Origin of the sequence: Fenollaria timonensis, from assembly GCF_001457835.1 — a bacterium.
GTDB lineage: Bacteria > Bacillota > Clostridia > Tissierellales > Peptoniphilaceae > Fenollaria > Fenollaria timonensis.
On the sequence record NZ_LN898230.1, the window covers coordinates 267,302 to 293,521 of the forward strand.

Here is a 26,220-nt window from a genome sequence, read left to right on the forward strand (position 1 = left end):
TTAGTATCCTTCTTTTATTTCTTTTCCGCATAGTTCAAGGCATTTTTTTGCAAGAGCAGTCGATGAGTCTATGAAGAAGTCTTTGTCGAAGCCCTTGTCTATATATATGGTTGAAAGCTCTGTGCAGCCAAGCAGAACGCAGTCACAGCCGCATCTTTTGTATTCGTCAATGATTGAGTGGAAGAGATCCATGTTACATTCTTTGCCAGCTTTTATCTCGCCATATATTATTTCCATAATCTTTTCTTGCCAAGCATCGTCTAAGACAACATAGTCTATGCCATGCTTTTCACAAGTTTTGGGATAGAGCTCAGTCTTCATAGTGCCGGTTGTAGTCATAAGGCCAATGCACTTTTTGCCCTTACTTATGGCAAGCTTCACTGACTCTTCTAGCATATTAACAAAGTGCGCATCAACAGATGAAGCGACTTCATCGAAGAAGTAGTGACTTGTGTTGCACACCATGCAAATGACATTTGCGCCGGCAGCTTGAAGCTTTTTTGCGTCCTCAATTAAGTAAGGTAGAGGACTCTCATCGCTCTTGCCTGTAAGGAAAAGCGTTCTATCCGGAGTTGATGCTCTGCTCGTTACGATGTAGTCTAAGTGATCTTGATCTAAATCGGCTTTAGTCATATTGACAAGAAGATTTTGAAAGTAAACCGAAGCAGCTGGACCAAGCCCACCTATGATACCTAATACTTTATTCATTTAATCACAACATTTCTTTTAAAATTCATATCAATATTATATAACGAAGCCATAGTTTTTTCAAGTATATTGACTATAAAGTGCTTGAAATATTCTTTCCTTTATTATATAATGAATTGGGGTGATATTAATGAACACGTTATCAGTAAAGATAAATGATTTTTTGTATTACATCGGAGTTAATGATAGACAAACTCAACTATTTGAGAATCAATGGCCACTTGAAAGAGGCGTTTCATACAACTCATATGTAATCAAGTCAACAAAGACTGCCTTACTTGACACAGTAAAGATAACAAAGGTGGATGACTTTGTGACTAAGTTAAAAGAAGTACTTGAAGGAAGAGACCTTGACTACTTAGTTATACATCACATGGAGCCAGACCACTCTGGTGCGATTGAAACGATTATCGATCTATATCCAAATGTTAAACTAGTAGGTAACAAGAAAACATTTGAGCTTCTTGAAAACTTCTACGATGTTAAGGACAATCTAGTCCTTGTTGATGACTTCGATACTCTTGACTTGGGCGAAGTATCACTTAAATTTGTCAAGACACCTATGGTGCATTGGCCAGAATCAATGGTTAGCTACGAAGAAAAGTCCGGCATACTATTCTCGCAAGACGCATTCGGCGGCTTTGGCGCACTTGATGGAACTATCTTTGACGACGAAATAAACTGGGATTTATACAAGTCTGAGACAAGACGCTACTATTCAAACATAGTAGGAAAGTTCTCAAAACAAGTCCAAGCTGCACTTAAGAAGCTTGAAGGCTTTAAGATAAACATGGTTTGTCCTGTTCATGGACCAGTTTGGAGAGAAAATCCAGATAAGATTATAGAATGCTATGATAAGTGGTCTAAGCAAGAGACACAGGACGGTGCAGTTATTGTTTATGGAACAATGTATGGCAACACTGAGATGATGGCTGAGGCTATAGCAAGAAGACTTGCTGAAAGAGGCGTTAAGAACATAAAGATGTTTGACGTGTCAAAGACACACAAGTCCTACATCCTAAATGAAATCTGGGAATACAAAGCTCTTATACTTGGCTCATGCACATACAATAACGACTTATTCCCACTTATGAGTGACCTTGTCAATGTTCTTAAGATGAACAAATTACAAAACAGAGTAGTGGCTGTCTTTGGCTCATACAGCTGGTCAGGCGGCGCACTTAAGGCACTTAAGGAGTTTAGAGACGCATCAGCTATGGATATAGTTGAGACTACAGTTGAAACAAAGAGTGCTCCAAGCAAAGATGATTACATGGTGCTTCGTAAAATAGCAGATGAAGTTGCTGATAAATTAGAAAATAAATAATAAATAATTTAAACCGATTTGGGTATATAAAAAGAGAGGTGATATTATGGAAATAACAAAAGATATGTTAATAGGTGAACTATTAAGAGAAAAGCCAGAAGCAGCATATATCCTTATGGAACACGGTATGGGATGCGTTGGTTGCCCTTCTAGCCAAATGGAATCAATTGAAGAAGCATGCCAAGTACACGGCCTAGACCTAGAACACTTGATGGCAGCTTTAAATGCGTAATTAAGAGCCCTTTTATAAGGGCTTTACATAAGGAGATAATATGGAAATATATAGAAAAGATGCTTCCTTCAAAGAAAAAGATATAAGAAAACTATTTCTCTTGATGGGGGACTCATGTTTTGAGCAGCTATATAAACATGGCTACAGCGATGATAAAGTCGCTTGGATGATATATAGGTGGAATATGCATTTTACAGATGCTTTCTATGATGCCGATTATGAAAATATTTCTATATATACAACGCCTACTAAGGTAGATAGATTTTTTTCTTATAGACAATTCATTGTTAAAGCAAATGATTTGATGCTATTCAAGGGGACTGTTGAGGTCATCTATGTTGACAAAAAAACCTTAAGACCTGTTAGGGCAGACGATTTCGGAGAGGATTTAATTAAGATCTTTGATTAAGAAGATATTGGCGACGCTTATTACGACGGCAGTGACAATATCACTGACTTTGTGATTAAAGAGGCTTACATTGACGGCTACAAGCATGTCAACAACGGGGTCTATGTTGAAGAAGTATCAAAACTATGTGATAAGAGAATTAAGGATTTAAAGATAAAGTATCAAAAGCAGTGCTTGCTAGGTGAAGACGTAAAGATTGCATACAGACTAAATGAAGACGGCGCAGACTTTAGGTTTTTCACTGATAGCGAGATAAAAGTATACGCAAATGTTTTGTATTAGGAGGTAAATATGAAGACTATTATGGCAGAAATCAATGTTTCTGAAGGTAGAAATATTGATACAATTGAAGAAATTAAGGCGGCAGTTCTTAAGGACAACAAGGTTACTATGGTTGACCTTAACTATGATGCTGACCACAACAGAAGTGTATTCACATTCAAAGGTAGTGTTGAAGACACTTTAGAAGCAGCTAAGAGACTTGTTGACGTTGCATTTGAAAGAATCGACATGACTACTCAACACGGCTCACACCCTAGACAAGGTGCTGTTGACGTTGCAGCTTGGGTACCTGTTAAGGACATGAGTACTGATGAAATGAACGAAGTAGTTCATGCATTTGGTAAATATGTTGGCTCAAAGGGCGTTCCAGTATTTTACTATGAAGACTCAGCTACTAGAGAAGACAGAAAATCACTAGTTAAGCTAAGAAAAGGCGAATACGAAAGCCTTGAAGAAAGACTTAAAGATGCTGAAAACTGGACTCCAGACGAAGGCGAAAGAAAATTCAACGCAAAGCTTGGAGCAACAGTTACAGGAACTAGATTCCCACTAATCGCTTTTAACGTTTATCTAAATACTGAAGATATGGATATCGCTAAAGCTGTTATGAGATCAGTTAGAGCAAAGACTGGTGGATACACAGCTGTAAGAGCAATCGCTCTACCTATCGAAGATCAAAAATGCACTCAAGTATCTATGAACTTAGTTAATTATGAATTGACACCTATCCATAGAGTTTTTGAAACTATCAAGAGCGAAGCAGAAAGCTATGGCGTTACAGTTAAGTCATCAGAACTAGTTGGACCAGTTCCAGCATATGCACTAGAAGAATTATTAAGATTCTACATTAGATTAGGAAACGGCTTTACAGCTGATCAAATCTACAACTAATATTTATAAAATACTATAAAAGGAGGTATTCATTATGGACAATGACAGAAGAGAAGCAGAGCTTGAACAAGACAAAATTGAAATATTAGACTTATACAAAGGAAAGAAGCCGAAAGCCCTGATTGAAAAGCTCTCGAATATGAATGCCGCCGATGTAGCAGAAATTTTGGACGAGTTGGAGGTAACTGATGCGACAGTTATCTTCAGACTCCTTCCTAAAGATAAAGCAGTAGATGTATTTACATACTTCGATAGCGAGCAGCAACAAGACATCATAGCGACAAGTACTGACGCGGACGTAGAGTACATCCTTAAAGAGATCTTCTTCGATGATAAGATTGACATGCTTGAAGAGATGCCAGCTAACATCGTTGACAAGATACTTGAAAAGTCCAGTCCGAGTGAAAGAAAATTAATAAATCAGTTCTTAAACTATCCAGAGGATTCAGCTGGAAGCATAATGACCATCGAGTACTGTTCGGTTAAGAAGACATTAATAGTTAAAGAGGCCATGGAAAGGCTTAAAAAAGTCGGCCTACAAAGAGAGACGATCTATACTATATATGTAGTAGATGACAATAGAAAGCTAGAAGGAATTGTATCACTAAGAGAGTTAGTAATTGCGGATGACAATACAGTAATCGGAGATATAATGAACAAAGATGTTGTTTATGTCAATGTTTACGAAGACCAAGAAGTAGTCGCAGGAGTAATACAAAAGTATGACTTTGTTGCCGTACCCGTTGTTGATAACGAAGAAAGAATCGTCGGTATCATCACAGTTGACGACGTTATCGACATCATTGAACAAGAAGCAACAGAAGACTTCCAAAAGATGGCTGCCTTAAGTCCATCCGAAGAAGAGTACTTAGATACACCAGCCATTACACTAGCAAAACACAGGATAGCGTGGCTACTGTTCTTAATGGTGTCAGCGACATTAACAGGTTCAATTTTACAACGCTTTGAAGATTACATAGCGGCGATACCAGCCCTACTAATCTTCATTCCGATGCTTATGGACACAGGCGGAAACGCAGGTAGCCAAAGTGCCACACTAGTAATTCGTGGACTTGCAGTTGGCGAGATAGAGCCAAAAGACGCATTTAAAGTTTTATGGAAAGAATTTCAAGTATCAATCATGGTTGGCGTAGTTTTAGCGATAGTTAACTTTGGACGTATAAGACTACTTCATCCAGAGCAAGATCCAAAGATAGCCGTAACTGTATCCATCTCAGTTATGTTTACAGTTATGCTAGCTAAAATAGTCGGCGGACTTCTTCCAATTGGCGCGAAGAAAGTTAAACTTGACCCAGCCATCATGGCGTCGCCAATAATCACGACTATAGTAGACGCAACATCACTTCTTGTTTACTTTGCCGTAGCAAGATTGATGTTAGGTATATAGATTAAGGAGAATGATTTGAAAACTATTATATTGACAGCTACTGCAGGTGAAGGACACAATTCAGTAGCAAGAAGTTTAGATAATGAGTTTAAAAGCCGCGGCATAGAAAGCCATATCGTAGACATTTGCCAGATCAATGGCGATTGGCTTAAAGACTTTGCCAATGGTTTTTACAATATGAGCATAAACTATTTCCCAAGTCTTTATGGAGCAAGCTATGATTCAGCAGATAAAAAGATACAAGAATCAAACGGTGCTCAGCCACGTAAGATAGCACAAAAGATGCTAGCGGTAGAGATAAAGAAATTCATAGACGAGTTTCAGCCTGACGCCATCATAGCTACACACGTTTTTGCAGGTAACCTTTTAAGCGACATCGTTGAAGATGGTTTTTATGATGGACTGACTGTTGGGATAATTACTGATTTTACTGTACATCCATTCTGGGAGGACAGTACTGGACTTGATTACTTAGTTACGCCTCATGAAGACCTTGAGATACAAATGCAAAGAAAAGAGATACCACTAAGAAAGGCTCTTCACTTTGGCATACCTATACACAAGAAGTTTTTCGAGCATCTTGATAAAAAAGAGATGAGAAGGAAACTTGGACTTGATGAAAACAAAGAAACAGTCTTACTAATGAGCGGCTCGATGAGTCACGTTAGAGTTGACAAGGCACTTAAGAGGATAGATAAGCTGCCAAACGATTTTCAAGTAGTAGTCTTTTTAGGAAAGAGAAAGACGCTTCTAAAGAAGATTGAGAAGATGTCTTTAAAGCACCATATAAAGATAGTGGGCTTCGTATCAAATATTGAAGAGTACTATAGTGCAGCAGACATCATAGTTACAAAGCCAGGCGGACTTACTACAAGTGAGTGCATCGCAAAAGGCTTACCGATGATAGTTGTCGATCCGATTCAAGGACAAGAGGCAAGAAACGTTGAATTTTTGACAAATCATCAGCTTATACTTGCTTCATCAAAGACTTATCGCGAGGTCGAAGCGCTTAACACTTTTATGAACAACGAAGCTGTTAGGGGCAATATCCTTAGAAGCTTGGAACAAAATTATAAGGACGACCCAGCAAAGAAACTTATAGATTTTATGGTGAAAGAACTTGAGAAATAAAAGAGAAGAATTAGATTTAATTATGCAAGAGCAAGAGTATCCAAACCTTGCTTTTGCTTTTTATGAAGATAAAAAATATGTAGTGAAAAACGAGATAAAGGGACGCAAGCTTCGTATAAGAACGAAGAGAAAGAAAAATGGCGTTTATTATTGTGACGTTATAAAAAGGCTTGAAGATAGTCCACTTGAGAACGGCTCTCCATGCGCTCATTATAAGGACTGTGGCGGCTGTCTTTATCAAACACTTCTTTACGAGGATGAGACTAAGATAAAAAAGGATATGCTTGCAAAATTATATAGTGAAGTATTTGATGGGGAAATGATTTTTCATCCATCACTAGAAATAGACGGCTATAGAAATAAAATGGAGTATACTTTTTCCGATAGAGGCGACGAGTGGAGGACCTTAAGTCTTGGTCTACACAAGAAGAAACGCTTCTACGAAGTAGTCGAAACAGACGATTGCAATATAGTCCATAATGATTTTACAAAGTTAAGAGTAGCGGTACTTGAGTACTTCAAGTCAAAAGGCATAACTTATTATCATAAGAAGCTACACGAGGGCACTCTAAGGCACCTAGTAATTAGAAAAGCCTACTTCACTAAAGAGATTTTAATCAACTTAGTAACGACATCAGACTATGAAGTGCAAGATGACTTTGTTAAAATGCTTCTTGAGCTAAATTTGGATGGTGAAGTAAAATCCATTTACCATACAAAAAATGACGGTGTATCAGACGTGGTTCAAGCAGATGAATTAATTCTTGTTTATGGCAAGGAAGATATAGACGAAGAGCTTCTTGGACTAAAGTTCAAGATAGGACCATTTTCATTCTTCCAAACTAATTCAAGAGCAGTTGAGAGAATGTATAGCCGTATTCAAGAGTTACTAGCAGAGGAGAGCATGGACGTGCTATTTGATTTATATTCAGGCACAGGAACCATAGCACAGATACTTGCGAAGAAGGCGAAAAAAGTTTATTCGATAGAAATAGTTGAAGAAGCATCTAAAAAGGCGCGTCTAACATGCAAATTAAATGCAATAGCTAATGTAGAAGTAATTAATGGAGATGTTTTGAAAGTTATAGATGAGGTAGAGGAAAGACCAGACGCCATCGTTATAGATCCACCGCGCGAGGGAGTTCATCCAAAAGCCTTAAAGAAGCTAATTGATTATAAGGCGGAAAAGATAATTTACGTCTCATGTAACCCAAAAACGCATGTAAACGACTTGAAAGAATTTATAGAGGCAGGCTACAAGATAAAGCTAGTGGAAGTATTTGATAACTTTCCTAAGACAAGCCATGCCGAAGCCCTAGCCTTATTAGCAAGAGAATAAAATGTATTGTAGGTGATATTTATGATAATTGAGAAACTTAAATCAAAACGAGATGGCTTAGAGCTTGAGCTAGCAATAGGCGAGCCAAAAGGAGAGCCTATTGGCATTGTTCAGCTAGTTCATGGAATGTCGGAGCATAAAGAAAGATACTACGATTTTATGAATTACTTAGCTCAAAATGGCTACATCTGCGCAATTCATGACCATAGAGGCCATGGAGCGAGCGTGAAGGATCCGTCTCACTTAGGGTATTTTTACACAGATGATAGCTCTGTTATTGTTGATGATGTTTTTCAAATTACAGAGCATTTAGAAAATAAATATCCTTCACTAAAAAAATCTATATTTAGTCACAGCATGGGGACGCTTGTTTCGAGAAATTATTTAAAAGAGTATGAAGATCATATTGACCGCATAGTGCTTTGTGGGCCGCCGACAGAAAATAAATTTGCAGGCTTTGCTATATTCTTAGCAAAAATTTCTAGCATTTTTCATGGCAAATATAAGCCGAATAGATTTTTGAATGCTTTGTCTCTTGGTACTTACAGTAAAGGCTTTGATGGAGCAGCAGATTGGGTTTGCGCTAATCCAGACACAATAGAGGCATATAAGCAAGATCCGCTTTGCGGCTTTACTTTTACTACGAATGGTTTTTTGAATCTATTTAAACTCTTAAAAACAGCCTATGAGCCTAGAGATTGGCAGCCAAAGAATAAAAATCTCCCTATCTTTTTAATAGCAGGCGAGGATGATCCTGTTATTCAAGGCAAAGAAAAGTTTAAGGGTTTAGAAAGATTTTTAAATAGTCTTGGATATAATAACATTAAAAGCAAACTTTATAAGGGCATGAGACATGAAATACTTAATGAAAAAGATAAAGAAATAATCTATGAAGATGTTTTAAACTTTTTACAAGCTGATAATATTAGTCAAAATTAATCGCAAGGATAAATAAGTTAAAAGATAGGAGCAGATATGATACTATATTTTTCAGGAACAGGTAATAGTGAATACATAGCGAAAAAATTGTCAGAAGCATTGGACGACGAAGCGCTAAATCTATTCACATATATAAAGAATGGCAAGGCTGAGACTTTTCACTCAGAAAAGCCCTTCGTCTTAGTCGCGCCAACATATAGCTGGCGCGTGCCAAGATTTTTGTCGGAGTATTTATTAGGCTGCACTTTTACTGGATCGAAAGAGATCTACGTAATCTTAAACTATGGTGACTCATGTGGCAATGCAGAAAAATACATTAGAGAAAATACTAAAAAGCTTGGACTAAAGTTCAAGGGTCTTTATGGCATAAAAATGCCAGAAAATTATTTGATGCTCTTTAATTTAGATTCTGATGTGCATAATAGAAAGCTTATCGATGAAGCAAATGATAAAATTACTAAAGCGGCTGCCATTATCAAAGAGAGAAAAGCGTTTTCTGAAGTGAAGTGTGGCTTTGCTGGAAAAGTTCAGTCGAGTCTTGTTAATAAGTTTTTCTTTAAGTTCATAGTGAGCGACAAGAAATTTTATTATACTGATAAGTGTATTAACTGCGGTCTTTGTGCTAAGAATTGCGTTTTAAATAACATTACTTACAAAGACGGTTACCCAGTTTGGAACGGAAGCTGCACTCACTGCGCATCATGCATCGCGAAGTGCCCGACAGGCGCGATTGAGTATGGCAAGAAGACCATTGGCAAGGAGAGATACTTATTAAGCAAAGTGTATAGAGAGAAAAAATAAAATAACAACGCATAAGAAGAAGAGCTGCGAAATATTTGGCTCTATGTCAAATATTGGGGAGACTTATTGATTTAAGTCTCTCTTTTTATGTTAAAACTAACATTTGCACGTTTTTAATTTATATACTTAAAATAACACAAATTTATGTAATTTTTGCATGACTAATAAACCTATATAGGCTTATTAGGTTTTTATGATGTTTTATATATATATTTTAGTCTAAAAGCATTATTCTTTTTCTGAACCTCTCGAAGTTTCTCATACCAAAGCTGTTTCTTTTTAGTGTCTTTATCTTTGTATGTTTTCCTTCTAGTGCTCCATTTGAATGTTTGTAGTCAAATGAGTTTGTAATTTCATCAGACCAGTTTGTAAAGGCTGTTATACATGATTTAAACTCTTTAAGTTTTGATTTTTTACATATGTCTATCCATGCGTTTACCTTGTATTGTGCTTGTTCTTTGTTTTTCTGCACTAGAACTTCTTGATAGAAGGATTCTTTTAAGCCATATGCTAGTCTTAGCTCTTCGCTTATCTCTAGCATTAGAGCTGCTTCTCGCTTTTGATCATCATTAAGTTTTGGCATTGGTTTTGTAAGTATGCTTTTACTTCTTTTTAGGTATATTCTCATTTCTGCTGATGTATCTTTTTGTATTCTCTTTCTTACGTTTTCTAAGCTCCAAGAGACTTGTCTTACGAAGTGATATTTGTCTGCTATGTGTACTGCGTTTTTAAAGTATGCGTTTTTAACGTTTTTAAATGTTTTTGACATATCGCTAACAAATATCTTTACATTTTCTCTTTCTTCTTTTGGTATGTTTTTAAAGTATTCAAACAAAATATTTTCTTGCCTACTTTTAACTATGTCTATGATTTCATGTGTTATGCCATCTAGAAGTGAGCATTGATACTTGTATGAACCGCTGTCGCCTTTAAACTCGTCTATTAAAAGTACTTTTGGAAGACTTTTTCTCTCTACTGATAGGTAAGATAGGACTCTTGTAACTGTTGATGTGCTTACTGAGTATCTTCTTGATATTGACTTTATTGAGTAAAGTTCTCTAAACTCTCTAGCTATGGATGCTACTAGTCTTTTTGTCATGGTCATTTTCTTTGCTACTAGTTCTGTTTTGCTATCAATTCTTTTCCCGCAGCACTTACAGTTGTACCTAGTTTTTCTTAGGTTTATTATGCATTTTTTACCATGCATCTGTGTATCTTTTATCTTTTGAGTTCTGTGATCATGAACCCAGATATGTTTAGAACCACAGTATGGGCAGCTTTTTAACTTTTTTGTCTGTGCTTCTATAACTACTACATTTTCACCTTCTTTAAAATTGTTAACAACTACATCTTTACAAGCTAGCAAATTTATGGTATTATATTCTTGCACTTGTACACACCTCCTATGTTGTAGTGGTATTTTAAGTATAGGATAAAATGTGTGCAAGTGCAACTTTTTTTTGTAATTTTATCAAAAAAATATCTATTGAGGTTTTACTCCCCAATAGATATTATACAGCCAAATATTTCGCAGCTCTTCTTCTTATGAGCGCAGTCTATATAAGATTGTATTCTTTAAGCATTTCCTCTACTTCGGTGCCATTGATAAGCTTCTTAGCTAGCATTTTCTTAGTAAATGGCACATCAATATCTGGTTTTTCTCCATCGTTTAGTGCGCTTACAGCGGCAAGCATATATCTTACGTCATATCTTGAAGCGAACACTTCGGGAACTTTCTTTTCAACGCCTGTTAGTACATAAACAGCTTCCATAGCGCATCTACCTGAGTATTCAGTAGTAAATACTGTGTCACGACCAGGATTGTCAAGTGTTTCCACGAATTGACCAAGGAAGGCAAAGTTAACTGCGTTCTTTGGAACTACATAAGGTCTGTCGCCAAAGCTTCTTGGCATGAATTGTGCTGTGATATATGGCATAAATACTGGGATGGTTTTTGTTTCTTTAGCAAGTCTATCAATATCACTAACAGGAACGCCTATGTGGTATAACCACTCTTTAGCTATTTCTTCACCAGTGCATTCGTGCATAGTCTTTTTGATGTAGTCGCCTTCTTTGTCAGTAAATAACGAGTAAACCCAAACTGCAATTTCATCTTCGGGTTGACCGATGTATTGGCCTTGCCTGTTGATAGTCCAGCTCATTAGCCAGCTTGAGTCAAGACAAGTAACGATACCGCCAGTAACAACTTTACCTGTATATGGGCTTCTCTTAGTGATATTTTCAATGTATTTTGCTATCTCTTTACTCTTAACAGTTACAGTTGCTGATTCCCAGTTAGTTTTGTCAACATCTGAAGCAAATACTTCTGGCTTACCAAAGTCATCTGACTTTTTAGCAATATTTTTCCATAGTCTAAAGCTTTCTTCTGTATTTTCTTCTTTTATAGCAGGTGTATCGTTGCTACCATAAACAGATGCTTCAACTATAGATCCAGTTGTGATGAATAGTAAATCGTCTTCATTAAGGTTTATAGATTTGTCTTCGCCAGTTTTAGTGTCAACTGCAACTATCTTCTTAGCCACTTTCTTTGTATCACTAATTTCAAAGTCTACATCGATAACGTTATAGTTGTATTCTGTTTTAACTCCTTTATCTTTAAGCCACTTCATTAGAGGGACAACTAGCGATTCATATTGGTCATATCTTGTGAATTGTAGTGCAGATAAATCAGGAAGTCCTCCTACGTGATGTATAAATCTGTTCACATATAATTTTAATTCTAGTACTGAATGCCAATTTTCGAAAGCAAACATTGTTCTATAGTAAGTCCAGAAATCGCTTTCTAAGAATTCTTCGGAGAAAACTTCTTCAACAGAAACTCCTTCTAGCTCCTTATCTGGTGTTGCAACTAAATGTAGTATCTCTTTTATAACGTCTTTTGATAAATTAAATTTAGCGTTATCATATCTTTCACCTTGATTTTTTGTAATTCTGCAGTTACTGTAGTTAGGGTCATCAAGGTTTGTGTAGTATAAGTCGTCAAGTACGGACATATTTGGATCTTCTCTTGAAGGAACTACACTAAATAAGTCCCACAAGCACTCGAAGTGATGACCAGTTTCACGTCCGCCTCTTGCTACATAACCAAGCTCATTAATTACTTTACCATCAAGAGCACCGCCTGCGATGTCATCCTTTTCTAAGAAAGTAATCTTAGATGGATCCATCTTAGCATCTTTAATTAAAAATCCAGCAGCACTTAGTCCTGCGATTCCTGTGCCTACAATATAAGCCCTCTTGTTTTCAATTCCCTTTGGTTTTCTTGAGTTGACTAGTCTGTCGTAGTCACCGTTACCAAGTTTAAGTCTTTCGTCAAAAGTTTTAATTTCCATAATTTTACCTCCATTTAATACTTTTATTTTTCTTGTATTAATATCATACCCTGTATAAATGTGTAAATCACTGGTTAAACGGCATTTGATGACTAAGCTTTGACCTATTGATTGCTTTTGACTAAGGTTTATATAAAATAAAAAAATGTGTAAATTTTGTATTTTAATATATCTTTACACATTTTTTAAACAATTTATTTTATTTGTCTAGTTTTTCACTTATTCTTAAAGACCTTTCTATGTTGCCATCAAAAAGAGAACCTATCCTAGTGATAATGTATTCAGGTGACTCTTTCATCCCGTCTTGTATCCACTTATCGAGTAGACCAACTAGAGCTGCTCTATAAAAGTTTATTATGAGCTCTTTATCTGCATCCTTAGCATTAATGTTTTTAGTCTTTACTTCATTCTCTACATATTTACTCATTACCGATTCACAAACTTTGAATAGGTAATTATCAAGCTCAGCTTTGTCAATGGACTTAAATATATTTAGCGTTGCCTTTTTATTATTTAATATAAAGCCAACTGCTTGCAAAAGGCTATTCTCCCATGAGTTTGTGTAGTTGAACTCTTCATCAACCTTAGCGAGTTCATCGTTAAGTATCTCTTTTATGAGCATGTATATGTCTTCATAATGGTAGTAGAAAGTGTTTCTGTTGATTTCACATCTATCAGCGAGTTCAGCTATAGTTATATTTTTTAAGCTTTTCTCTTCTGCTAATAGTAAAAACTCTCTTTTAATTAAATTTTTTGTATATTGCTTAGCCAAGTATAACACCCCCTTATATATCTATAATAATTTTTACCCAAAGTATATTATTTTATATCGCAAAGACCATAAACATAGTGTAAGCTACTCACTCTTAATGCTACCGAAGTCATTGACTTAAAGCCGTATTTATGATAAAATAATTATATTATTATATAAGGAGGCAATTATGATTAGATTACACAACACACTAAGTGGATTAGTAGAAGATTTCAAACCTATAAACGATACTAAGGTGAACTTTTATTGTTGTGGTCCTACTGTTTATAACGACATACATGTAGGCAATGCCAGACCTTTAGTTGTATTTGATACAGTTAGAAGATTTTTGATATTCATGGGCTACGACGTAAAGTATGTTTTTAACTTCACTGACGTAGACGATAAGATAATTAATAAAGCGAACGAAAGCGGTATCACTTCGAACGAAGTGGCTGAAAAGTACATCGAGCGCTTCAAAGATGTTGCGGGTAGGCTTGGTATTTATGACTATGATAATATAAATCCAAGAGCGACTGAACATATGGACGAGATCATAGACTTTGTCAAGGCGCTTGTTGATAAGGGCGCTGCATACGAGTCAGATGGCGATGTTTACTTTGACACTACTAAGGCGAAGGACTACGGAAAACTTTCTAAGAAGAATATCGACGACCTTATCTCAGGTTTAAGAGTTGATATAAATGAAAAGAAGAAAAACCCTTTGGACTTTGCTCTATGGAAGAAAGCTAAGCCAAATGAACCGCACTGGGCATCACCATGGTCCGAAGGTAGACCTGGCTGGCACATTGAGTGCTCGGCTATGAGTAGGGCAATCTTAGGAGATACGCTTGATATACATGCAGGCGGCAGCGACCTAGAGTTTCCTCATCATGAGAATGAAATTCAACAAAGTGAGGCTCTAACAGGAAAGCCATTCGCAAAGTATTGGCTACACAATGGCATGGTTAATGTTGATGGCAAAAAGATGAGTAAATCACTAGGTAATTTCATTTTGCTTAAGGATTTGCTTGACGATTATGACAAGGATACGGTAAGATTTTTTATCTTGTCAACTCATTATAGAAAGCCAATGAACTTTACTAAAGAAGGCATGGACGGAGCAAAAAACTCGGTTAAGAGGATACACAACGCTCTTAAGAGACTTGAAGCGATTAAAGATACAGGCAAAAAAGCTTCAGATGAGATCGTCAAAGACGTTGACAATGAAGTAGCTGGTTTTATAGACGCTATGAGTGATGATTTTAATACAGCTGACGCACTTACATGCATTTTCAATATTGTTAAGATAATTAATAAGCTTGAAGACGATGATTATGAAAGCGCAAAATATATCGAAGATAAATTAAATGATTTACTAAAAGTTCTTGGCCTTGATGATAGTGAAGCAGTGATGAAAGCTGGCGATGAAGAAGAATCACTTGGCGAAGACGAAGAAAAGATTAAAAAGATGATAGACGAGAGAAATGAAGCAAGAGCAAATAAAGATTATGCCAAGGCTGACAAGATTAGGGACGATTTACTAGCCATGGGCATAAAGATTATAGATAGCAAAGACGGACAAAGATGGGAAAGGATCTAGATATAACCGAGCTTTTCGGTATTAACTACAGTGATGCTGAAATTAATGAGATGAGCCCAATAAGGCTTGCCTACATTGGCGACGCTGTCTACGAGCTCTTCGTTAGATACTACATCGCGAAAGAGCCGCTAAAGGCGCATGAGCTGCAAAAGCTATCGACAAAGTATGTAAGCGCTTATGCACAAAGAGATGCTTTTGAGAAAATCAAGGACCATCTTACCGAGGACGAACTTTATGTCTTTAAAAGAGCCAGAAACCATAAGTCACATAAGGCACCAAAGAATACAGACAACAGTGCATACAAGGTGTCAACAGGCTTTGAAGCTCTCATTGCATATCTATTTTTGAAGAAAGAATACACTAGACTACTGGATCTAGTTAAACTATGTTTGGAGGATTAAATTGGAAGAACAATATATATACGGAAGAAATCCCGTTATGGAACTTTTGAAGAATGGTAGGGCCATCGACAAATTGTATGTGCAAAAAGGAGAGCTAAAGGGCTCAATCGGCAGAATTTTAAGCCTTGCAAGTGAAAATGGCATCGTCGTACAAAGAGTTGAGAGAGAAAAGCTTGACTCACTAGCAAAGGGCGAAGTGCATCAAGGTGTTGTCGCATTTACAGCAGGTTTTGAATATAAAACGCTTGAAGATGGCTTTAAGCTTGCCGAAGAAAAAGGCGAGGACCCTTTCTTTGTAATTTTAGATGGCATTGAAGATACTCACAACTTAGGCGCAATCATCAGAACAGCTGAGTGCGCTGGCGTTCACGCGGTTATCATACCAAAGAGAAGATCTGCTATGGTTAACGAAACAGTTTATAAAGCTTCAGCAGGAGCAGTTGATAACATGATAGTTGTCAGCGTTACTAATCTTAATCAAACGATTAAAGAGCTTAAAGAGAGAAACGTATGGATATACGGACTTGATATGGATGGCCAAAAATACACAAAGGCAAATCTATTAGGCCCGGTTGCACTTGTAGTTGGATCAGAAGGCAAAGGACTATCAGATCTTGTTAAAAAGAACTGCGACGCTATAATTAGCCTACCAATGTTTGGCAAGACAAACTCATTAAACGCATCAAATGCGGCAGCCATTGCCATGTATGAAATTTTAAGACAGAAGGATGAAAAAGAAAAAGCTTAGGCAAATACTCTACGTTGACGGCTACAACGTCATCAACTCATGGGAGCATTTGAGAGATAGAAAGGAAGAGTCGCTAGAGGCCGCTCGTGATGAGCTAGAGAACATCCTAGAAGAGTACATGCGCTACAATAAAGAGCGCATCATACTTGTCTACGATGGCCACCTGATTAAAGGTAATCAGGGCGAAAAGAAAATAGTAAAGGGCCTTGAGATAGTTTTTACTAAAGAAAATATCACGGCCGACTCATATATTGAAAGAGAAGTAGCTAATATGCCTTATGGCTATAGGATAAGAGTCGCGACAAGTGACCTTGCCGAGCAAAGCCTTATCTTTCAAAGAGGCGCCTCGAGACTTAGCTCAAGGGAGCTCGCTATAGAGATAGAAAATTCGAAACGAACACAAAAAAGAATTTCTAAGAAAATCAATATGATTAATAACATGAAAATATCCGGCATCGATGAAGCAGAACTAGATAAATTGAAGGATTTAGATTTATAAAAAAATAAAACAACTAAAAATAATTATATATAATATAATTATATATAATAAGGAAATAATATAAAAAATATATCAAAATAATTTAAAAAAAGCTTGACAAATTGACGAAACTACGATAATATATATAGGTAGTTGTATAATACTTTTTAGAGTATTATATGAGTAGGAGGTGTTTATAAATGAGAGAAAAGGTCGTATTAGCTTGCACAGAATGCAATCAAAGAAATTACACAACTAAGAAGAATAAGAAGAACACTACTGAAAGAATTGAACTTCAAAAGTACTGTAAGTTCTGCAAGAAGCACACAGCACATAAAGAAACAAAATAATTTTTAGGAGTTGATAACATGGCAGAAGTAGAAAAGAAAGGTAAAACAGGTAATTTCTTAAAAGGCGTTAAAGCTGAAATGAGAAAAGTTATTTGGCCTAGCAAGAAAGATTTAGTTAATTACACATTAGTTGTAATTGGAATTAGTGTGGCTGTAGCTATACTAGTATACCTTATCGACTTGGGAATTGGCGCTATATTTAAACAAATTATTAAATAGTAATGAGCGATTTAGATTTAAATGAAAACAAGGCTAATTCTATCGATTTATCAGATAGAGAAGCCGATGCCAAATGGTATGTAATCCATACGTATTCAGGATATGAAAATAAGGTAAAAGCTACAATTGAAAAGATGATAGTTAATCGTGGCACAGCTGACGGTATTTTTAAAGTTGAAGTGCCTACAGAAGAATACGTAGAAAAAAAGGATGGCGTCAAAAAAATCAAATCCAGAAAGATATTCCCCAGCTACGTGCTAGTCAAGATGATTATCAACGATAAATCATGGTATTTAGTTAGAAATACCAGAGGAGTAACAGGTTTTGTTGGACCACAATCAAAACCTATACCATTGACAGAGAAAGAGCTTTATAACTTAGGCGTTCACACTAAGTCCATCATAGACGATACTAAGAAGGACGTTAACTACAAACACGGAGATCACCTAGCCGTTACAGACGGACCATTTAAGGGCTTCGAAGCGATAGTTGACACAGTTAATGAAGATGCTGGCACTATAAAGTGCTCTGTTAATATGTTTGGTAGGGACACACTTGTAGAGTTTGAATACTATCAAGTAAGCCCTATCACAAAATAGCTATTATCATAAAGATAATATATAAAAGTGCGTAAAGCACAAAAATCGAGGAGGTGCGAATATGGCAAAAAAAGTTAGCGCAATTGTCAAACTTCAAATACCGGCTGGAAAAGCTACACCTGCACCACCGGTAGGAACTGCACTTGGACCACACGGCGTAAATATTATGCAATTTACAAAGGAGTTCAATGCTAAGACTCAAGATAAAGTAGGTCTAATCATACCAGTTGTTTTAACTGTATATCAAGACAGATCATTTACTTTTATCACAAAGACACCACCAGCTCCAGTATTGATCAAGAAAGCTCTTAACATTCAAAGCGGTTCAGGCGAACCAAACAAGAAGAAAGTAGCTAAGCTTACAAAAGATCAAGTTAAGGAGATTGCAGAAATGAAGATGCCAGACTTAAATGCAGCAAGTGTAGAAGCAGCTATGAGCATGGTTGCTGGAACTGCAAGAAGTATGGGCGTTGAAGTAGAAGAATAATTCTACTTATTAGGTGGGAGAAAATTCGTTATTACCACAAGGAGGTTAGAAAATGGCAAAAAGAGGTAAAAAATACCAAGACAGTTTAAAAGAATTCGATAAAAATGAATACTTCGAATCAGATGAAGCCATAGGCGTTGTTATTAAGACAGCTAAGGCGAAATTTGATGAAACTGTTGAACTACACTGCAGATTAGGTGTTGACTCAAGATATGCTGACCAACAAGTTAGAGGCGCAGTAGTTCTACCACACGGTACAGGTAAAACTAAAAAAGTTTTAGTTATCGCTAAGGCAGACAAACAAGAAGAAGCTAGAGAAGCAGGCGCAGACTATGTTGGAGCAGAAGACATGGTTGAAAAGATCCAAAAAGAAAACTGGTTTGATTTCGACGTAATCGTTGCTACACCAGATACTATGGGTCTTATCGGTAGACTAGGTAAGGTTCTAGGTCCTAAGGGCTTAATGCCAAACCCTAAGTCAGGAACAGTTACATTTGAACTAGAAAAGGCTATCAAAGATATTAAAGCAGGTAAAGTTGAATATCGTTTGGACAAAGCAAACATCATTCACTGCCCAATAGGTAAAGTATCATTTGGTCCAGAAAAGCTTCAAGAAAACTTTAATGCTATCATGTCAGCTATAATCAAAGCAAAACCAGCTGCAGCAAAAGGAAAGTATTTAAGATCTGTTACACTTACTTCGACTATGGGTCCTGGAGTAAAAGTAAATAGCTCAAAAATTACTGAATAAAGTATTGACTTTTCAGAAAACTTTTGATATAATAAACTAGTTAACAGAGTTAATTTAATAGGAATATATAAACCGTAGACAGTAGGTGCGTAAAGCTTAATTACCTACCGAGGATATGATAAGCCAGTATCAACCCCCTTATGTCTATAAGAGGGCTTTTTATTGACATAGATTATAAACGGGATTAGCAATAAGCTAAGGTTCCTATTTTTCCAGTGGAGGTGAAATAGTGAAAGAACATGTTTTAGAACAAAAGAAACAAGTTGTTCAAGAAATTAAAGAAAAACTTGAAAAATCAGAATCTATAGTTCTTATGGACTATAAAGGATTAAACGTTGCAGATGTTACTGATTTAAGAAAGCAATGCAGAGAAAGCAATGTTGAGTATAAAGTTTACAAAAACACTATGCTTAGATTTGCTCTACACGAATTTGGCGTTGAAGGCTTAGATGAGTACTTGGAAGGAACAAATGCTGTTGCATTTGCATACGACGATCCAAGTTCAGCTGCAAAAGTAGCTTACAAGTTTGCTAAAGAAAATGACAAACTTGAAATCAAAATCGGTTTAGTTGATAAAGACATATTTGATGTAAATCAATTAAAACAATTATCAGAACTACCATCGAAGGAAGTTCTTATCGCAAAAGTACTTGGCGGCTTAAATGGACCAATCCAAGGTTTTGCAAATGTATTAAATGGAACTATGAAGGGCTTAGTTGTAGCTCTTAACCAAATTGCTGAAAAGAAAGCAGCAGAAGCATAAATAAAAATTTTTTGGAGGTATTTATAATGTCAGAAAAAGTTACAAATTTAATTGAAGAAGTAAAATCACTTACAGTTTTAGAATTATCAGAACTAGTTAAAGCACTAGAAGAAGAATTCGGAGTATCAGCAGCAGCTCCAGTAGCAGTTGCAGCAGCTCCAGCAGCAGGCGGAGCAGCTCCAGCAGCAGAAGAAAAATCAGATTTCGATGTAGTTCTTGAAGAAGCTGGCGCTGAAAAGATCAAAGTTATCAAAGTAGTTAGAGAAATCACTGGCTTAGGCTTAAAGGACGCTAAGGACTTAGTTGACGGAGCTCCTAAGACAATCAAAGAAGCTGCACCAAAGGCAGAAGCTGACGAAATGAAGAAGAAACTTGAAGAAGTTGGAGCAAAAGTTACATTAAAGTAATTTAGATAAACTTATTAAAAGCAGCCGTTTGGCTGCTTTTTTACTTACATAGAGGTGGTCTAATGATTAGAAGAGCAAATAAAAATGATCTTATTAGCATCATGCCGATATATGATGCAGCTAAGGCTAAGATGCGTGCGGATGGCAATATCGATCAGTGGAGTGACAAGTACCCAGACGAAGAAACACTTTTAGATGATATTAATAGGGGCGAGCTATATGTAGCGTGCGCCGATGAGATATATGGGGTCTTTATGCTTAGCTTTTCTGGTGAAGAGACTTATAAAGAAATTCAAGGCGCGTGGCTTAACGATGAGCCCTACGCTGTCATTCATAGAATTGCTAGCCTTGGCAAGGGAAGAAACTTACTTAAGGATGCTATAGATTTTGCTTTTGCTAGTACAGACAACATCCGCATCGATACTCACGAAGATAACAATATTATGCGAAGTCTTCTTAATAAATTAGGCTTTACTTATACGGGCATAATTCATCTAAAAAGTGGTGACGAGAGACGGGCGTATCAATTAATTAAAAGTAAATAAACTATAAAAAACACCTTATCGCGCTTGATAAGGTGTTTTCTATTAGTATGATGTGATATACATAACTTTGGCTAAGTATGGACTTATCTCGTCAAAATCGTACCAACCAGAGCTTCTGTAATTATTCTCTTCGCCATTAGGGTTTGAGATATAGACCTTGCCGTCATCTGTCGCAGCAAGTAGAACCATGTAATGTGACTTGCTCGTAAAGCGATTTTCCTCTGGTTTATTCCATATACATACGATGATGGGCCTATTCGTTTTAAGATGACTGGTTATACTTTCCTTTGATAAAGATTTTGCGTCGAAATAAAAGTCTGTATTGTCTACGCCGTAGCTCTTTAGCTCTTTCGAAAGTTTTGTGTAGTCGAGGCGAGGGTAGTACTTTTCACGGAGATCTTCTGGCGTAAGATTTTGACCGTAGCCCGACAAAACTATGGACATGGCGGTGATGCCACAGCCGTAGTCTTCCATATTGCCGTTCCAATACTCATTGTCTTTCCACGGCTCGATATTTTGTTTATACTCAGTATAAGTCTTTTTATTCGCATCCACTGTTGTGAACTTTGTGAAATAGCCTTCGCCACTTCTCTTTTCTTGACCCACGCCGTTATAATTTTCGTTCGTATCCATCTTAATATCTTTATACGGACTACTTATGCCAGTCTTTTCTAAGTAATAGTTAAGCGTGTTATTGGCGCTTTCAATTATATTGCTTCTAAGTCTAGCTCTTTTAATTAATGTGAAAGATATAATTAATAATATTAAAGCGAAGAAAAATATTCTTCTTCTCTTTCTTTTTCTTTTTAGCTTTCTCTTTTTATTTATATATGCTCTGGATTTATTATCCATAAAATCATCCCTTCTTAAGACTATTATAATATATAAATCTTAATTTTTTCTTAAATATGTCATAAAAATTTTATAAATTTAAAAAATCGCATGAAAAAGCACCTCATCTACTAAAGATGAAGTGCTTATATCTCTAAATTTTAATTATCTTGTGTTAATCTCGATATTGTTATTTTCATTACCAATAACTTTTATATCGAATGGTCCGTCGCCTGTTTCTTCTGCATTTAGCGCAAGCGTTACTGTCTTGTAGGCTATAACTTGTAGGGTTATAGTTGTTGGGCCTGGCGCTATGACTTGCGGATAGATTGTTATCTTATTATCCTTAAGTAGTACTTTTTCTACGCCAACTGTGTATCCTGGGTTAGGGAATTTCATTGTAAATGTGATTAGGATTTGATCACCGACCTTTTTATAGAAGATGGATTCACCGTTGTTACTTAAACCCTCTGAGATGTTTTGTACATCAAAGGATAGATTTTTGGCGTTCTTTTCGCCTTCATTATCCTTAAAAATCTTGTGTATTCTTTGCACGATTAAAACTCCTTCTACTTGTGATAGCTTTTTTTCTGGCGCATATTTTTTATCGCCATTGCCATATACTATGCCTTTATTTACAAGGTATTTTAACTTTTCTTTTTTAATCTTGTTCATCTTTTCAATGTCAGTGAAGTCTATGTCTTTTTCTTCGCTACGAGCGAATTTTATGTTCTTCACACCGTCAAAGATGTAGTCAATCATCGATTCTCTTGTAAGATAGTTGGAGTCACCATATATACTGACTTTGAAGTCGCCGTATTCGTTCGATAGCTTTTCCAGTGCACTTGCAAATTGCTTTGCTTCTAGCGGAGCGTTTGGTACGAACTTTGCATAATTATCTTTAGCAAGCTCTGTAAAGTACTTCTTCATAAATTCATCTTCAATCTTTTTCTCTGCCCAGTGACCTTTTAATTTATCTACACCCATTGCCATGGCTGTGCTTGAAAGCAAAATGCATATCAATAACAGTGCACTTATCATTCTTTTCTTCATATGTTTTCCTCCTTTACTATGATTCTACCTTCATTATATCATAAAGCTAGTTTATTAGAGGTTACAAATGTATTAAATTATTTTAAATCAAGAAGTGAGCCTGTATAAAGCTCGTAGTAAAGTCCTTTCTTAGACATAAGCTCATCGTGCGTACCAGTTTCTTTTATGCCGTCATCTGTAAGAACGATGATTGTTTTAGCGTTTTTAATAGTTGAGAGCCTATGGGCAATAGTAAGTGTCGTTCTACCCTCCGATAGCTTTTCGAGTGACTCTTGTATAAGTCTTTCGCTAGTGTTGTCAAGAGCCGATGTTGCCTCATCAAGTATAAGCACTTTTGGATTCTTCAAGAATACTCTTGCTATAGCTATCCTTTGCTTTTGACCGCCTGATAGCTTTACGCCACGTTCGCCAACATAGGTATTGAAGCCATCTTTAAGCTCCATAATAAAGTCATAAGCGCCAGCAAGTTTAGCTGCCTCAATGATTTCATCCTTACTTGCATCAATCTTACCATATTTGATATTCTCAAGTATAGTGCCACTAAATAGGTAGACTTCTTGTTGAACCGAGCCAATATTTTGTCTTAATGACTTAAGTGTGAAGTCTTTAATATTTCTGCCGTCTATCAAAATCTCTCCGCTTGTAACATCGTAGAAGCGAGGAATCAAGTTAACTAGAGTCGTTTTACCTGAACCAGATGGTCCAACTATGGCGATGGAAGCCCCATCATTAACCACTAGATTGACATTAGAAAGAACTTTGTTTTTGTCATCAGGGTAAGTGAAGCTAACGTCTTTAAACTCGATTTTGCCCTTGACATCTTTTAGTTCGATGGCGTCTTTCTTGTCAAAGATATCGACATCTGTATCCATAATCTCGATGAAACGCTCAATACCAGTCATGCCGGCGTTGAAGTTTTCCATGAAATCAACTATTCTTTTTATAGTTGTTAATAAACTTGTCGCGAATAATACATAGGCAATCATGTCACCAGCTGATATTTTCCCAGCTTGCATTAAAAAGCCGCCCAAAGTAATTATCATAGTGTACATGATGGCATCGAAGATTCTGTTTACAGTGCCAAAGCCAGCCATATATGTGTATCTCTTCTTTTTAATCTCAAGGAATTTATCGTTATCTTTTTCAAATTTTTCGACTTCGACATCTTCATTTGCAAAGGATTTAACTACTTTTGAGCCAAGTAGCGAGTCCTCAAGACCTGAGTTTAAGTCGCCTATGTGATCTCTTTGCTCCTTGAAGGCGCGGCGCATCTTGCGGTTGTATGAGCTTGATGCATATATCATTATAGGTATCATGATAAACATTAGCACTGTTAATAAAACATTGATCTTTATTAAAATTGCAAATGAAATAATTATTTTAAATGTAGCAATTAAAAATTCTTCAGGACAATGATGAGCAAACTCAGTTACGTCGAAGAGGTCATGAGTGATTCTGGCCATGATTTGACCGACCTTAGTATTGTTGTAGTAGCTGTCTGATAGGTGCTGCAAATGGGCAAAGGCATCGCTACGCATGTCTTTTTCGATGTAGGCGCCCATGATGTGGCCGACCTTAGTCATGTAGAATTGAGCAACTATCTCAACTACGCGCAGTGCGAAGTAAATCCCAGCCACTTTTAAAATGTACTCATTTGTTAAAAGCAAAATGTCTTGTGCAGCCGTATTAGTTATGCTTCTGAGTAATAAAGGAAAGACTAGTTCACACACTGTAGTTAATACAGCGCAGAACAAGTCTATGAAGAGAATTTTTCTATATTTTTTAAAGTAGGGTAAAAAGCGTTTTAGTAGTTCTTTATTTTTCATTATTCCTCCTTTTATAGTTTAGTACAGCGTCTAAAGCATGAACCTTTAGTGCTTTTAGTGATATTACGTAGATGACTAAGGCAATGACACCTGATATAGCCATCATTAAAAATTTGATTATTTTCTTTTCTCCCAAAACTTTTACGCCGAGAGTAAATAGTAAATACATTGCTAGTGCCATGATGATGGAGGCTGCTAGTATCTTTATAAGTGAAATTAGATTGTCTTTGATCTCAATATCTGGATAAACTTTCTTAAGCGAGATATATAGTGTGATTGCTGAAACTAACGATGAGATCGATGTAGCTAGGGCAAGGCCTTTGTGCTGCATAAACTTAACTAGTATTATGTCAAAGGCGATGTTTACTGCGACAGCTATAAGTCCATTGATCATCGGCACTTTGGTCTTTTGCATCGAGTAAAATACTTTTTCAAATATCATTCTTAATGAGGCAAAGAAAAGTCCTAAGATGTAGAATGTTAGTGCACCTGAGGTCATCAGCGTGGCTGTTTCGTTAAACATATTTCTTTGGAAAAGTATCTCAACTATCGGATAGCTTAAAAATACTATTGCAAAAGTTGCTGGAAGCGTGATAAGTGCAACGATATCGACACTTTCGCTGATTATGCTTCTGATCTCTTGACTTTCGTTTCTAATCATTGATGACGATAGTTTTGGGAAGATTACAGTTGTTAGTGCCATGACAAAGACAGATATAATCATAAGATATATCTTGGATGAATAGTTTAGTACCGAGATTGATCCGCTAACTAGTTCTGAAGCTAGTGTTTTGTCTACAACTAAGTTGATTTGATATGCACTCGAGCCTATAAGTATAGGCACGATAAGCTTAAACATCTTCGCTACATAAGGGTCTTTGAAGTCAAAATCGGGCGTGAATCTATATCTCTTGTGCTTAACGGCAGGCAGTTGTATAAGGAACTGCAAAGATGCCGCTATAACGCTAACGAACATCAATAGATCGATATTGCCTCTTCTTGCAAAAAAGATTAAAAAGATGATAAATACTAGGTTGTATGGTATGCCCATAATGGCATAGGGACCAAAAACGTTTTCTGATTGCAAAAAGCTTGAGAAAATGTATGTGATTGACAAAAATAATATGATAGGCACACCAATTCTCATTAGGTAGGCAGTGTAGACAAGTGTCTCGCCAGTAAAGCCTTTCGCTATAAGCTTAGTGATTTGCGGAGCAAAGATGTATGACACAGCGCAAAGGATTATGGCGATGAGGCCGATGATGTTCATGATTTTGTTCATGAATTTTAATTTGCCTCTTTTGCCTTCTTTCTCTTCTACCTCTGAAAATATTGGCACAAGCGTAGTGTTTAAGCCGCTACCAAGTGCTCCTATCAAAAAGATAACTGCGGTAGTCGCAGCAGTATACATATCTGTCTCGAGATTGGCACCGTACTTCGATGCGATCATTGTCTCTCTGAAGAAGCCCATAATCTTGCTGATTAGCGTGAAGACGGATATCATCGCAAGTGATTTTATAACAGTTTTTTTATTTGACATATATAAACCTCTTTTGTTTTAAATTCTTCTTGAATTTTATCACAAAGT

30 protein-coding genes and 1 other annotated feature are annotated in these 26,220 nt (G+C 36.5%); of the genes, 22 read left to right on the top strand and 8 right to left on the bottom strand.

The genetic code is table 11. The annotated features are described in order from the left end of the window. Positions 1 to 708, bottom strand: a complete 708-nt coding sequence (locus tag BN3004_RS04325) for an aspartate/glutamate racemase family protein (protein WP_058260006.1) — start codon at positions 706 to 708, stop codon at positions 1 to 3. A 130-nt stretch (positions 709 to 838) separates the two neighbouring features. Between BN3004_RS04325 and BN3004_RS04330 the strand changes: the two genes are divergently transcribed. Genes BN3004_RS04330 through BN3004_RS04375 form a run of 10 tightly spaced genes read left to right on the top strand, consistent with a single transcriptional unit; the run spans position 839 to position 9,467 of the window. Beyond that, positions 839 to 2,035, top strand: a complete 1,197-nt coding sequence (locus tag BN3004_RS04330; RefSeq protein ID WP_058260007.1) for an FprA family A-type flavoprotein — start codon at positions 839 to 841, stop codon at positions 2,033 to 2,035. Positions 2,036 to 2,081: 46 nt separating this feature from the next. After that, positions 2,082 to 2,267, top strand: a complete 186-nt coding sequence (locus BN3004_RS04335; RefSeq protein ID WP_058260008.1) for a DUF1858 domain-containing protein — start codon at positions 2,082 to 2,084, stop codon at positions 2,265 to 2,267. Between the two features lie 40 nt (positions 2,268 to 2,307). Then, positions 2,308 to 2,676, top strand: a complete 369-nt coding sequence (locus tag BN3004_RS04340) for a hypothetical protein (RefSeq protein WP_058260009.1) — start codon at positions 2,308 to 2,310, stop codon at positions 2,674 to 2,676. 39 nt (positions 2,677 to 2,715) lie between these two features. Continuing rightward, entirely contained in the window at positions 2,716 to 2,958 is a 243-nt protein-coding gene (locus BN3004_RS04345) for an acyl-ACP thioesterase domain-containing protein (protein ID WP_278315532.1), read from the top strand. 9 nt (positions 2,959 to 2,967) lie between these two features. Beyond that, positions 2,968 to 3,849, top strand: coding sequence for a glutamate formimidoyltransferase (gene ftcD, locus BN3004_RS04350; RefSeq protein ID WP_058260011.1), 882 nt, complete (start codon positions 2,968 to 2,970; stop codon positions 3,847 to 3,849). Positions 3,850 to 3,883: 34 nt separating this feature from the next. Then, positions 3,884 to 5,257, top strand: coding sequence for a magnesium transporter (gene mgtE, locus BN3004_RS04355; protein WP_058260012.1), 1,374 nt, complete (start codon positions 3,884 to 3,886; stop codon positions 5,255 to 5,257). Between the two features lie 15 nt (positions 5,258 to 5,272). Then, positions 5,273 to 6,388: an MGDG synthase family glycosyltransferase gene (locus BN3004_RS04360; RefSeq protein WP_058260013.1), complete on the top strand. Its 1,116-nt coding sequence runs from the start codon at positions 5,273 to 5,275 to the stop codon at positions 6,386 to 6,388. Then, positions 6,378 to 7,727 carry a 23S rRNA (uracil(1939)-C(5))-methyltransferase RlmD gene (rlmD, locus tag BN3004_RS04365; protein WP_082244081.1) on the top strand — a complete coding sequence of 450 codons (1,350 nt, stop codon included), beginning with the start codon at positions 6,378 to 6,380 and terminating at the stop codon, positions 7,725 to 7,727. Before BN3004_RS04360 ends, rlmD begins: the two co-directional genes overlap by 11 nt. Before the next feature lie 21 nt (positions 7,728 to 7,748). Next, complete coding sequence (locus BN3004_RS04370) at positions 7,749 to 8,666, top strand: alpha/beta hydrolase (protein ID WP_058260014.1); 918 nt, start codon at positions 7,749 to 7,751, stop codon at positions 8,664 to 8,666. A 36-nt stretch (positions 8,667 to 8,702) separates the two neighbouring features. Then, positions 8,703 to 9,467: an EFR1 family ferrodoxin gene (locus BN3004_RS04375; RefSeq protein WP_058260015.1), complete on the top strand. Its 765-nt coding sequence runs from the start codon at positions 8,703 to 8,705 to the stop codon at positions 9,465 to 9,467. Positions 9,468 to 9,681: 214 nt separating this feature from the next. Here BN3004_RS04375 and BN3004_RS04380 read toward each other — a convergent pair whose 3' ends face one another. The 3 genes from BN3004_RS04380 to BN3004_RS04390 all read right to left on the bottom strand — a co-directional run bounded on the left by BN3004_RS04380 (position 9,682) and on the right by BN3004_RS04390 (position 13,592). Continuing rightward, the gene (locus BN3004_RS04380; protein ID WP_058259271.1) at positions 9,682 to 10,857 is read right to left on the bottom strand and encodes an ISL3 family transposase; all 1,176 of its coding nucleotides are present in this window, start codon (positions 10,855 to 10,857) and stop codon (positions 9,682 to 9,684) included. Between the two features lie 166 nt (positions 10,858 to 11,023). Then, positions 11,024 to 12,820 (bottom strand): oleate hydratase, encoded by a 1,797-nt coding sequence (locus BN3004_RS04385; protein WP_058260016.1) that lies wholly within the window; start codon positions 12,818 to 12,820, stop codon positions 11,024 to 11,026. A 199-nt stretch (positions 12,821 to 13,019) separates the two neighbouring features. Next, positions 13,020 to 13,592 carry a TetR/AcrR family transcriptional regulator gene (locus BN3004_RS04390; protein ID WP_058260017.1) on the bottom strand — a complete coding sequence of 191 codons (573 nt, stop codon included), beginning with the start codon at positions 13,590 to 13,592 and terminating at the stop codon, positions 13,020 to 13,022. A gap of 169 nt (positions 13,593 to 13,761) precedes the next feature. Here BN3004_RS04390 and cysS point away from each other — a divergent pair, with 169 nt between their 5' ends. The 12 genes from cysS to BN3004_RS04450 all read left to right on the top strand — a co-directional run bounded on the left by cysS (position 13,762) and on the right by BN3004_RS04450 (position 20,922). After that, entirely contained in the window at positions 13,762 to 15,174 is a 1,413-nt protein-coding gene (gene cysS, locus BN3004_RS04395) for a cysteine--tRNA ligase (RefSeq protein WP_489884270.1), read from the top strand. Further along, on the top strand, positions 15,159 to 15,575 hold the full coding sequence (locus tag BN3004_RS04400) for a Mini-ribonuclease 3 (protein WP_058260018.1): 417 nt from the start codon (positions 15,159 to 15,161) through the stop codon (positions 15,573 to 15,575). Before cysS ends, BN3004_RS04400 begins: the two co-directional genes overlap by 16 nt. Before the next feature lies 1 nt (position 15,576). After that, complete coding sequence (gene rlmB, locus BN3004_RS04405) at positions 15,577 to 16,323, top strand: 23S rRNA (guanosine(2251)-2'-O)-methyltransferase RlmB (RefSeq protein ID WP_082244082.1); 747 nt, start codon at positions 15,577 to 15,579, stop codon at positions 16,321 to 16,323. Next, positions 16,304 to 16,822: an NYN domain-containing protein gene (locus BN3004_RS04410; RefSeq protein WP_058260019.1), complete on the top strand. Its 519-nt coding sequence runs from the start codon at positions 16,304 to 16,306 to the stop codon at positions 16,820 to 16,822. Before rlmB ends, BN3004_RS04410 begins: the two co-directional genes overlap by 20 nt. 179 nt (positions 16,823 to 17,001) lie before the next feature. Beyond that, a complete protein-coding gene (rpmG, locus tag BN3004_RS04415) occupies positions 17,002 to 17,151 on the top strand; it encodes a 50S ribosomal protein L33 (RefSeq protein WP_019213927.1) in 150 nt (49 codons plus the stop codon). A gap of 18 nt (positions 17,152 to 17,169) precedes the next feature. Continuing rightward, positions 17,170 to 17,370, top strand: coding sequence for a preprotein translocase subunit SecE (gene secE, locus BN3004_RS04420; protein ID WP_058260020.1), 201 nt, complete (start codon positions 17,170 to 17,172; stop codon positions 17,368 to 17,370). Positions 17,371 to 17,372: 2 nt separating this feature from the next. Further along, positions 17,373 to 17,969, top strand: coding sequence for a transcription termination/antitermination protein NusG (gene nusG / locus BN3004_RS04425; protein WP_242854189.1), 597 nt, complete (start codon positions 17,373 to 17,375; stop codon positions 17,967 to 17,969). A 61-nt stretch (positions 17,970 to 18,030) separates the two neighbouring features. Further along, complete coding sequence (rplK, locus tag BN3004_RS04430; RefSeq protein WP_019213924.1) at positions 18,031 to 18,456, top strand: 50S ribosomal protein L11; 426 nt, start codon at positions 18,031 to 18,033, stop codon at positions 18,454 to 18,456. Between the two features lie 52 nt (positions 18,457 to 18,508). Beyond that, positions 18,509 to 19,207 (top strand): 50S ribosomal protein L1, encoded by a 699-nt coding sequence (rplA, locus tag BN3004_RS04435; protein ID WP_058260021.1) that lies wholly within the window; start codon positions 18,509 to 18,511, stop codon positions 19,205 to 19,207. Between the two features lie 54 nt (positions 19,208 to 19,261). After that, positions 19,262 to 19,378, top strand: a sequence feature (ribosomal protein L10 leader region). A gap of 58 nt (positions 19,379 to 19,436) precedes the next feature. Next, positions 19,437 to 19,970 (top strand): 50S ribosomal protein L10, encoded by a 534-nt coding sequence (gene rplJ / locus BN3004_RS04440; protein WP_058260022.1) that lies wholly within the window; start codon positions 19,437 to 19,439, stop codon positions 19,968 to 19,970. 26 nt (positions 19,971 to 19,996) lie between these two features. Further along, positions 19,997 to 20,377, top strand: coding sequence for a 50S ribosomal protein L7/L12 (gene rplL / locus BN3004_RS04445; RefSeq protein ID WP_082244083.1), 381 nt, complete (start codon positions 19,997 to 19,999; stop codon positions 20,375 to 20,377). 62 nt (positions 20,378 to 20,439) lie between these two features. Further along, positions 20,440 to 20,922, top strand: coding sequence for a GNAT family N-acetyltransferase (locus tag BN3004_RS04450; RefSeq protein ID WP_058260023.1), 483 nt, complete (start codon positions 20,440 to 20,442; stop codon positions 20,920 to 20,922). Positions 20,923 to 20,964: 42 nt separating this feature from the next. Here BN3004_RS04450 and BN3004_RS04455 read toward each other — a convergent pair whose 3' ends face one another. The 4 genes from BN3004_RS04455 to murJ form a co-directional block, all read right to left on the bottom strand. After that, positions 20,965 to 21,774 (bottom strand): C39 family peptidase, encoded by an 810-nt coding sequence (locus BN3004_RS04455; protein WP_058260024.1) that lies wholly within the window; start codon positions 21,772 to 21,774, stop codon positions 20,965 to 20,967. 144 nt (positions 21,775 to 21,918) lie between these two features. Continuing rightward, positions 21,919 to 22,806, bottom strand: a complete 888-nt coding sequence (locus BN3004_RS04460; RefSeq protein WP_058260025.1) for a protease complex subunit PrcB family protein — start codon at positions 22,804 to 22,806, stop codon at positions 21,919 to 21,921. Between the two features lie 77 nt (positions 22,807 to 22,883). Further along, positions 22,884 to 24,632, bottom strand: a complete 1,749-nt coding sequence (locus BN3004_RS04465; protein ID WP_058260026.1) for an ABC transporter ATP-binding protein — start codon at positions 24,630 to 24,632, stop codon at positions 22,884 to 22,886. Continuing rightward, positions 24,622 to 26,172, bottom strand: coding sequence for a murein biosynthesis integral membrane protein MurJ (gene murJ, locus BN3004_RS04470; RefSeq protein ID WP_058260027.1), 1,551 nt, complete (start codon positions 26,170 to 26,172; stop codon positions 24,622 to 24,624). The genes BN3004_RS04465 and murJ overlap by 11 nt, the downstream gene beginning before the upstream one ends. Positions 26,173 to 26,220: the final 48 nt, after the last annotated feature.

Coding starts and splice junctions, on each gene's coding strand:
- rplL (WP_082244083.1), top strand. CDS start 19,997: ATGTCAGAAAAAGTTACAAATTTAATTGAAGAAGTAAAATCACTTACA.
- murJ (WP_058260027.1), bottom strand. CDS start 26,172: ATGTCAAATAAAAAAACTGTTATAAAATCACTTGCGATGATATCCGTC.
- BN3004_RS04370 (WP_058260014.1), top strand. CDS start 7,749: ATGATAATTGAGAAACTTAAATCAAAACGAGATGGCTTAGAGCTTGAG.
- BN3004_RS04410 (WP_058260019.1), top strand. CDS start 16,304: ATGAAAAAGAAAAAGCTTAGGCAAATACTCTACGTTGACGGCTACAAC.
- rplK (WP_019213924.1), top strand. CDS start 18,031: ATGGCAAAAAAAGTTAGCGCAATTGTCAAACTTCAAATACCGGCTGGA.
- BN3004_RS04340 (WP_058260009.1), top strand. CDS start 2,308: ATGGAAATATATAGAAAAGATGCTTCCTTCAAAGAAAAAGATATAAGA.
- mgtE (WP_058260012.1), top strand. CDS start 3,884: ATGGACAATGACAGAAGAGAAGCAGAGCTTGAACAAGACAAAATTGAA.
- BN3004_RS04465 (WP_058260026.1), bottom strand. CDS start 24,632: ATGAAAAATAAAGAACTACTAAAACGCTTTTTACCCTACTTTAAAAAA.
- BN3004_RS04455 (WP_058260024.1), bottom strand. CDS start 21,774: ATGGATAATAAATCCAGAGCATATATAAATAAAAAGAGAAAGCTAAAA.
- BN3004_RS04450 (WP_058260023.1), top strand. CDS start 20,440: ATGATTAGAAGAGCAAATAAAAATGATCTTATTAGCATCATGCCGATA.
- secE (WP_058260020.1), top strand. CDS start 17,170: ATGGCAGAAGTAGAAAAGAAAGGTAAAACAGGTAATTTCTTAAAAGGC.
- BN3004_RS04330 (WP_058260007.1), top strand. CDS start 839: ATGAACACGTTATCAGTAAAGATAAATGATTTTTTGTATTACATCGGA.
- BN3004_RS04400 (WP_058260018.1), top strand. CDS start 15,159: ATGGGAAAGGATCTAGATATAACCGAGCTTTTCGGTATTAACTACAGT.
- nusG (WP_242854189.1), top strand. CDS start 17,373: ATGAGCGATTTAGATTTAAATGAAAACAAGGCTAATTCTATCGATTTA.
- BN3004_RS04385 (WP_058260016.1), bottom strand. CDS start 12,820: ATGGAAATTAAAACTTTTGACGAAAGACTTAAACTTGGTAACGGTGAC.
- rpmG (WP_019213927.1), top strand. CDS start 17,002: ATGAGAGAAAAGGTCGTATTAGCTTGCACAGAATGCAATCAAAGAAAT.
- BN3004_RS04460 (WP_058260025.1), bottom strand. CDS start 22,806: ATGAAGAAAAGAATGATAAGTGCACTGTTATTGATATGCATTTTGCTT.
- BN3004_RS04375 (WP_058260015.1), top strand. CDS start 8,703: ATGATACTATATTTTTCAGGAACAGGTAATAGTGAATACATAGCGAAA.
- rplA (WP_058260021.1), top strand. CDS start 18,509: ATGGCAAAAAGAGGTAAAAAATACCAAGACAGTTTAAAAGAATTCGAT.
- BN3004_RS04335 (WP_058260008.1), top strand. CDS start 2,082: ATGGAAATAACAAAAGATATGTTAATAGGTGAACTATTAAGAGAAAAG.
- ftcD (WP_058260011.1), top strand. CDS start 2,968: ATGAAGACTATTATGGCAGAAATCAATGTTTCTGAAGGTAGAAATATT.
- cysS (WP_489884270.1), top strand. CDS start 13,762: ATGATTAGATTACACAACACACTAAGTGGATTAGTAGAAGATTTCAAA.
- BN3004_RS04325 (WP_058260006.1), bottom strand. CDS start 708: ATGAATAAAGTATTAGGTATCATAGGTGGGCTTGGTCCAGCTGCTTCG.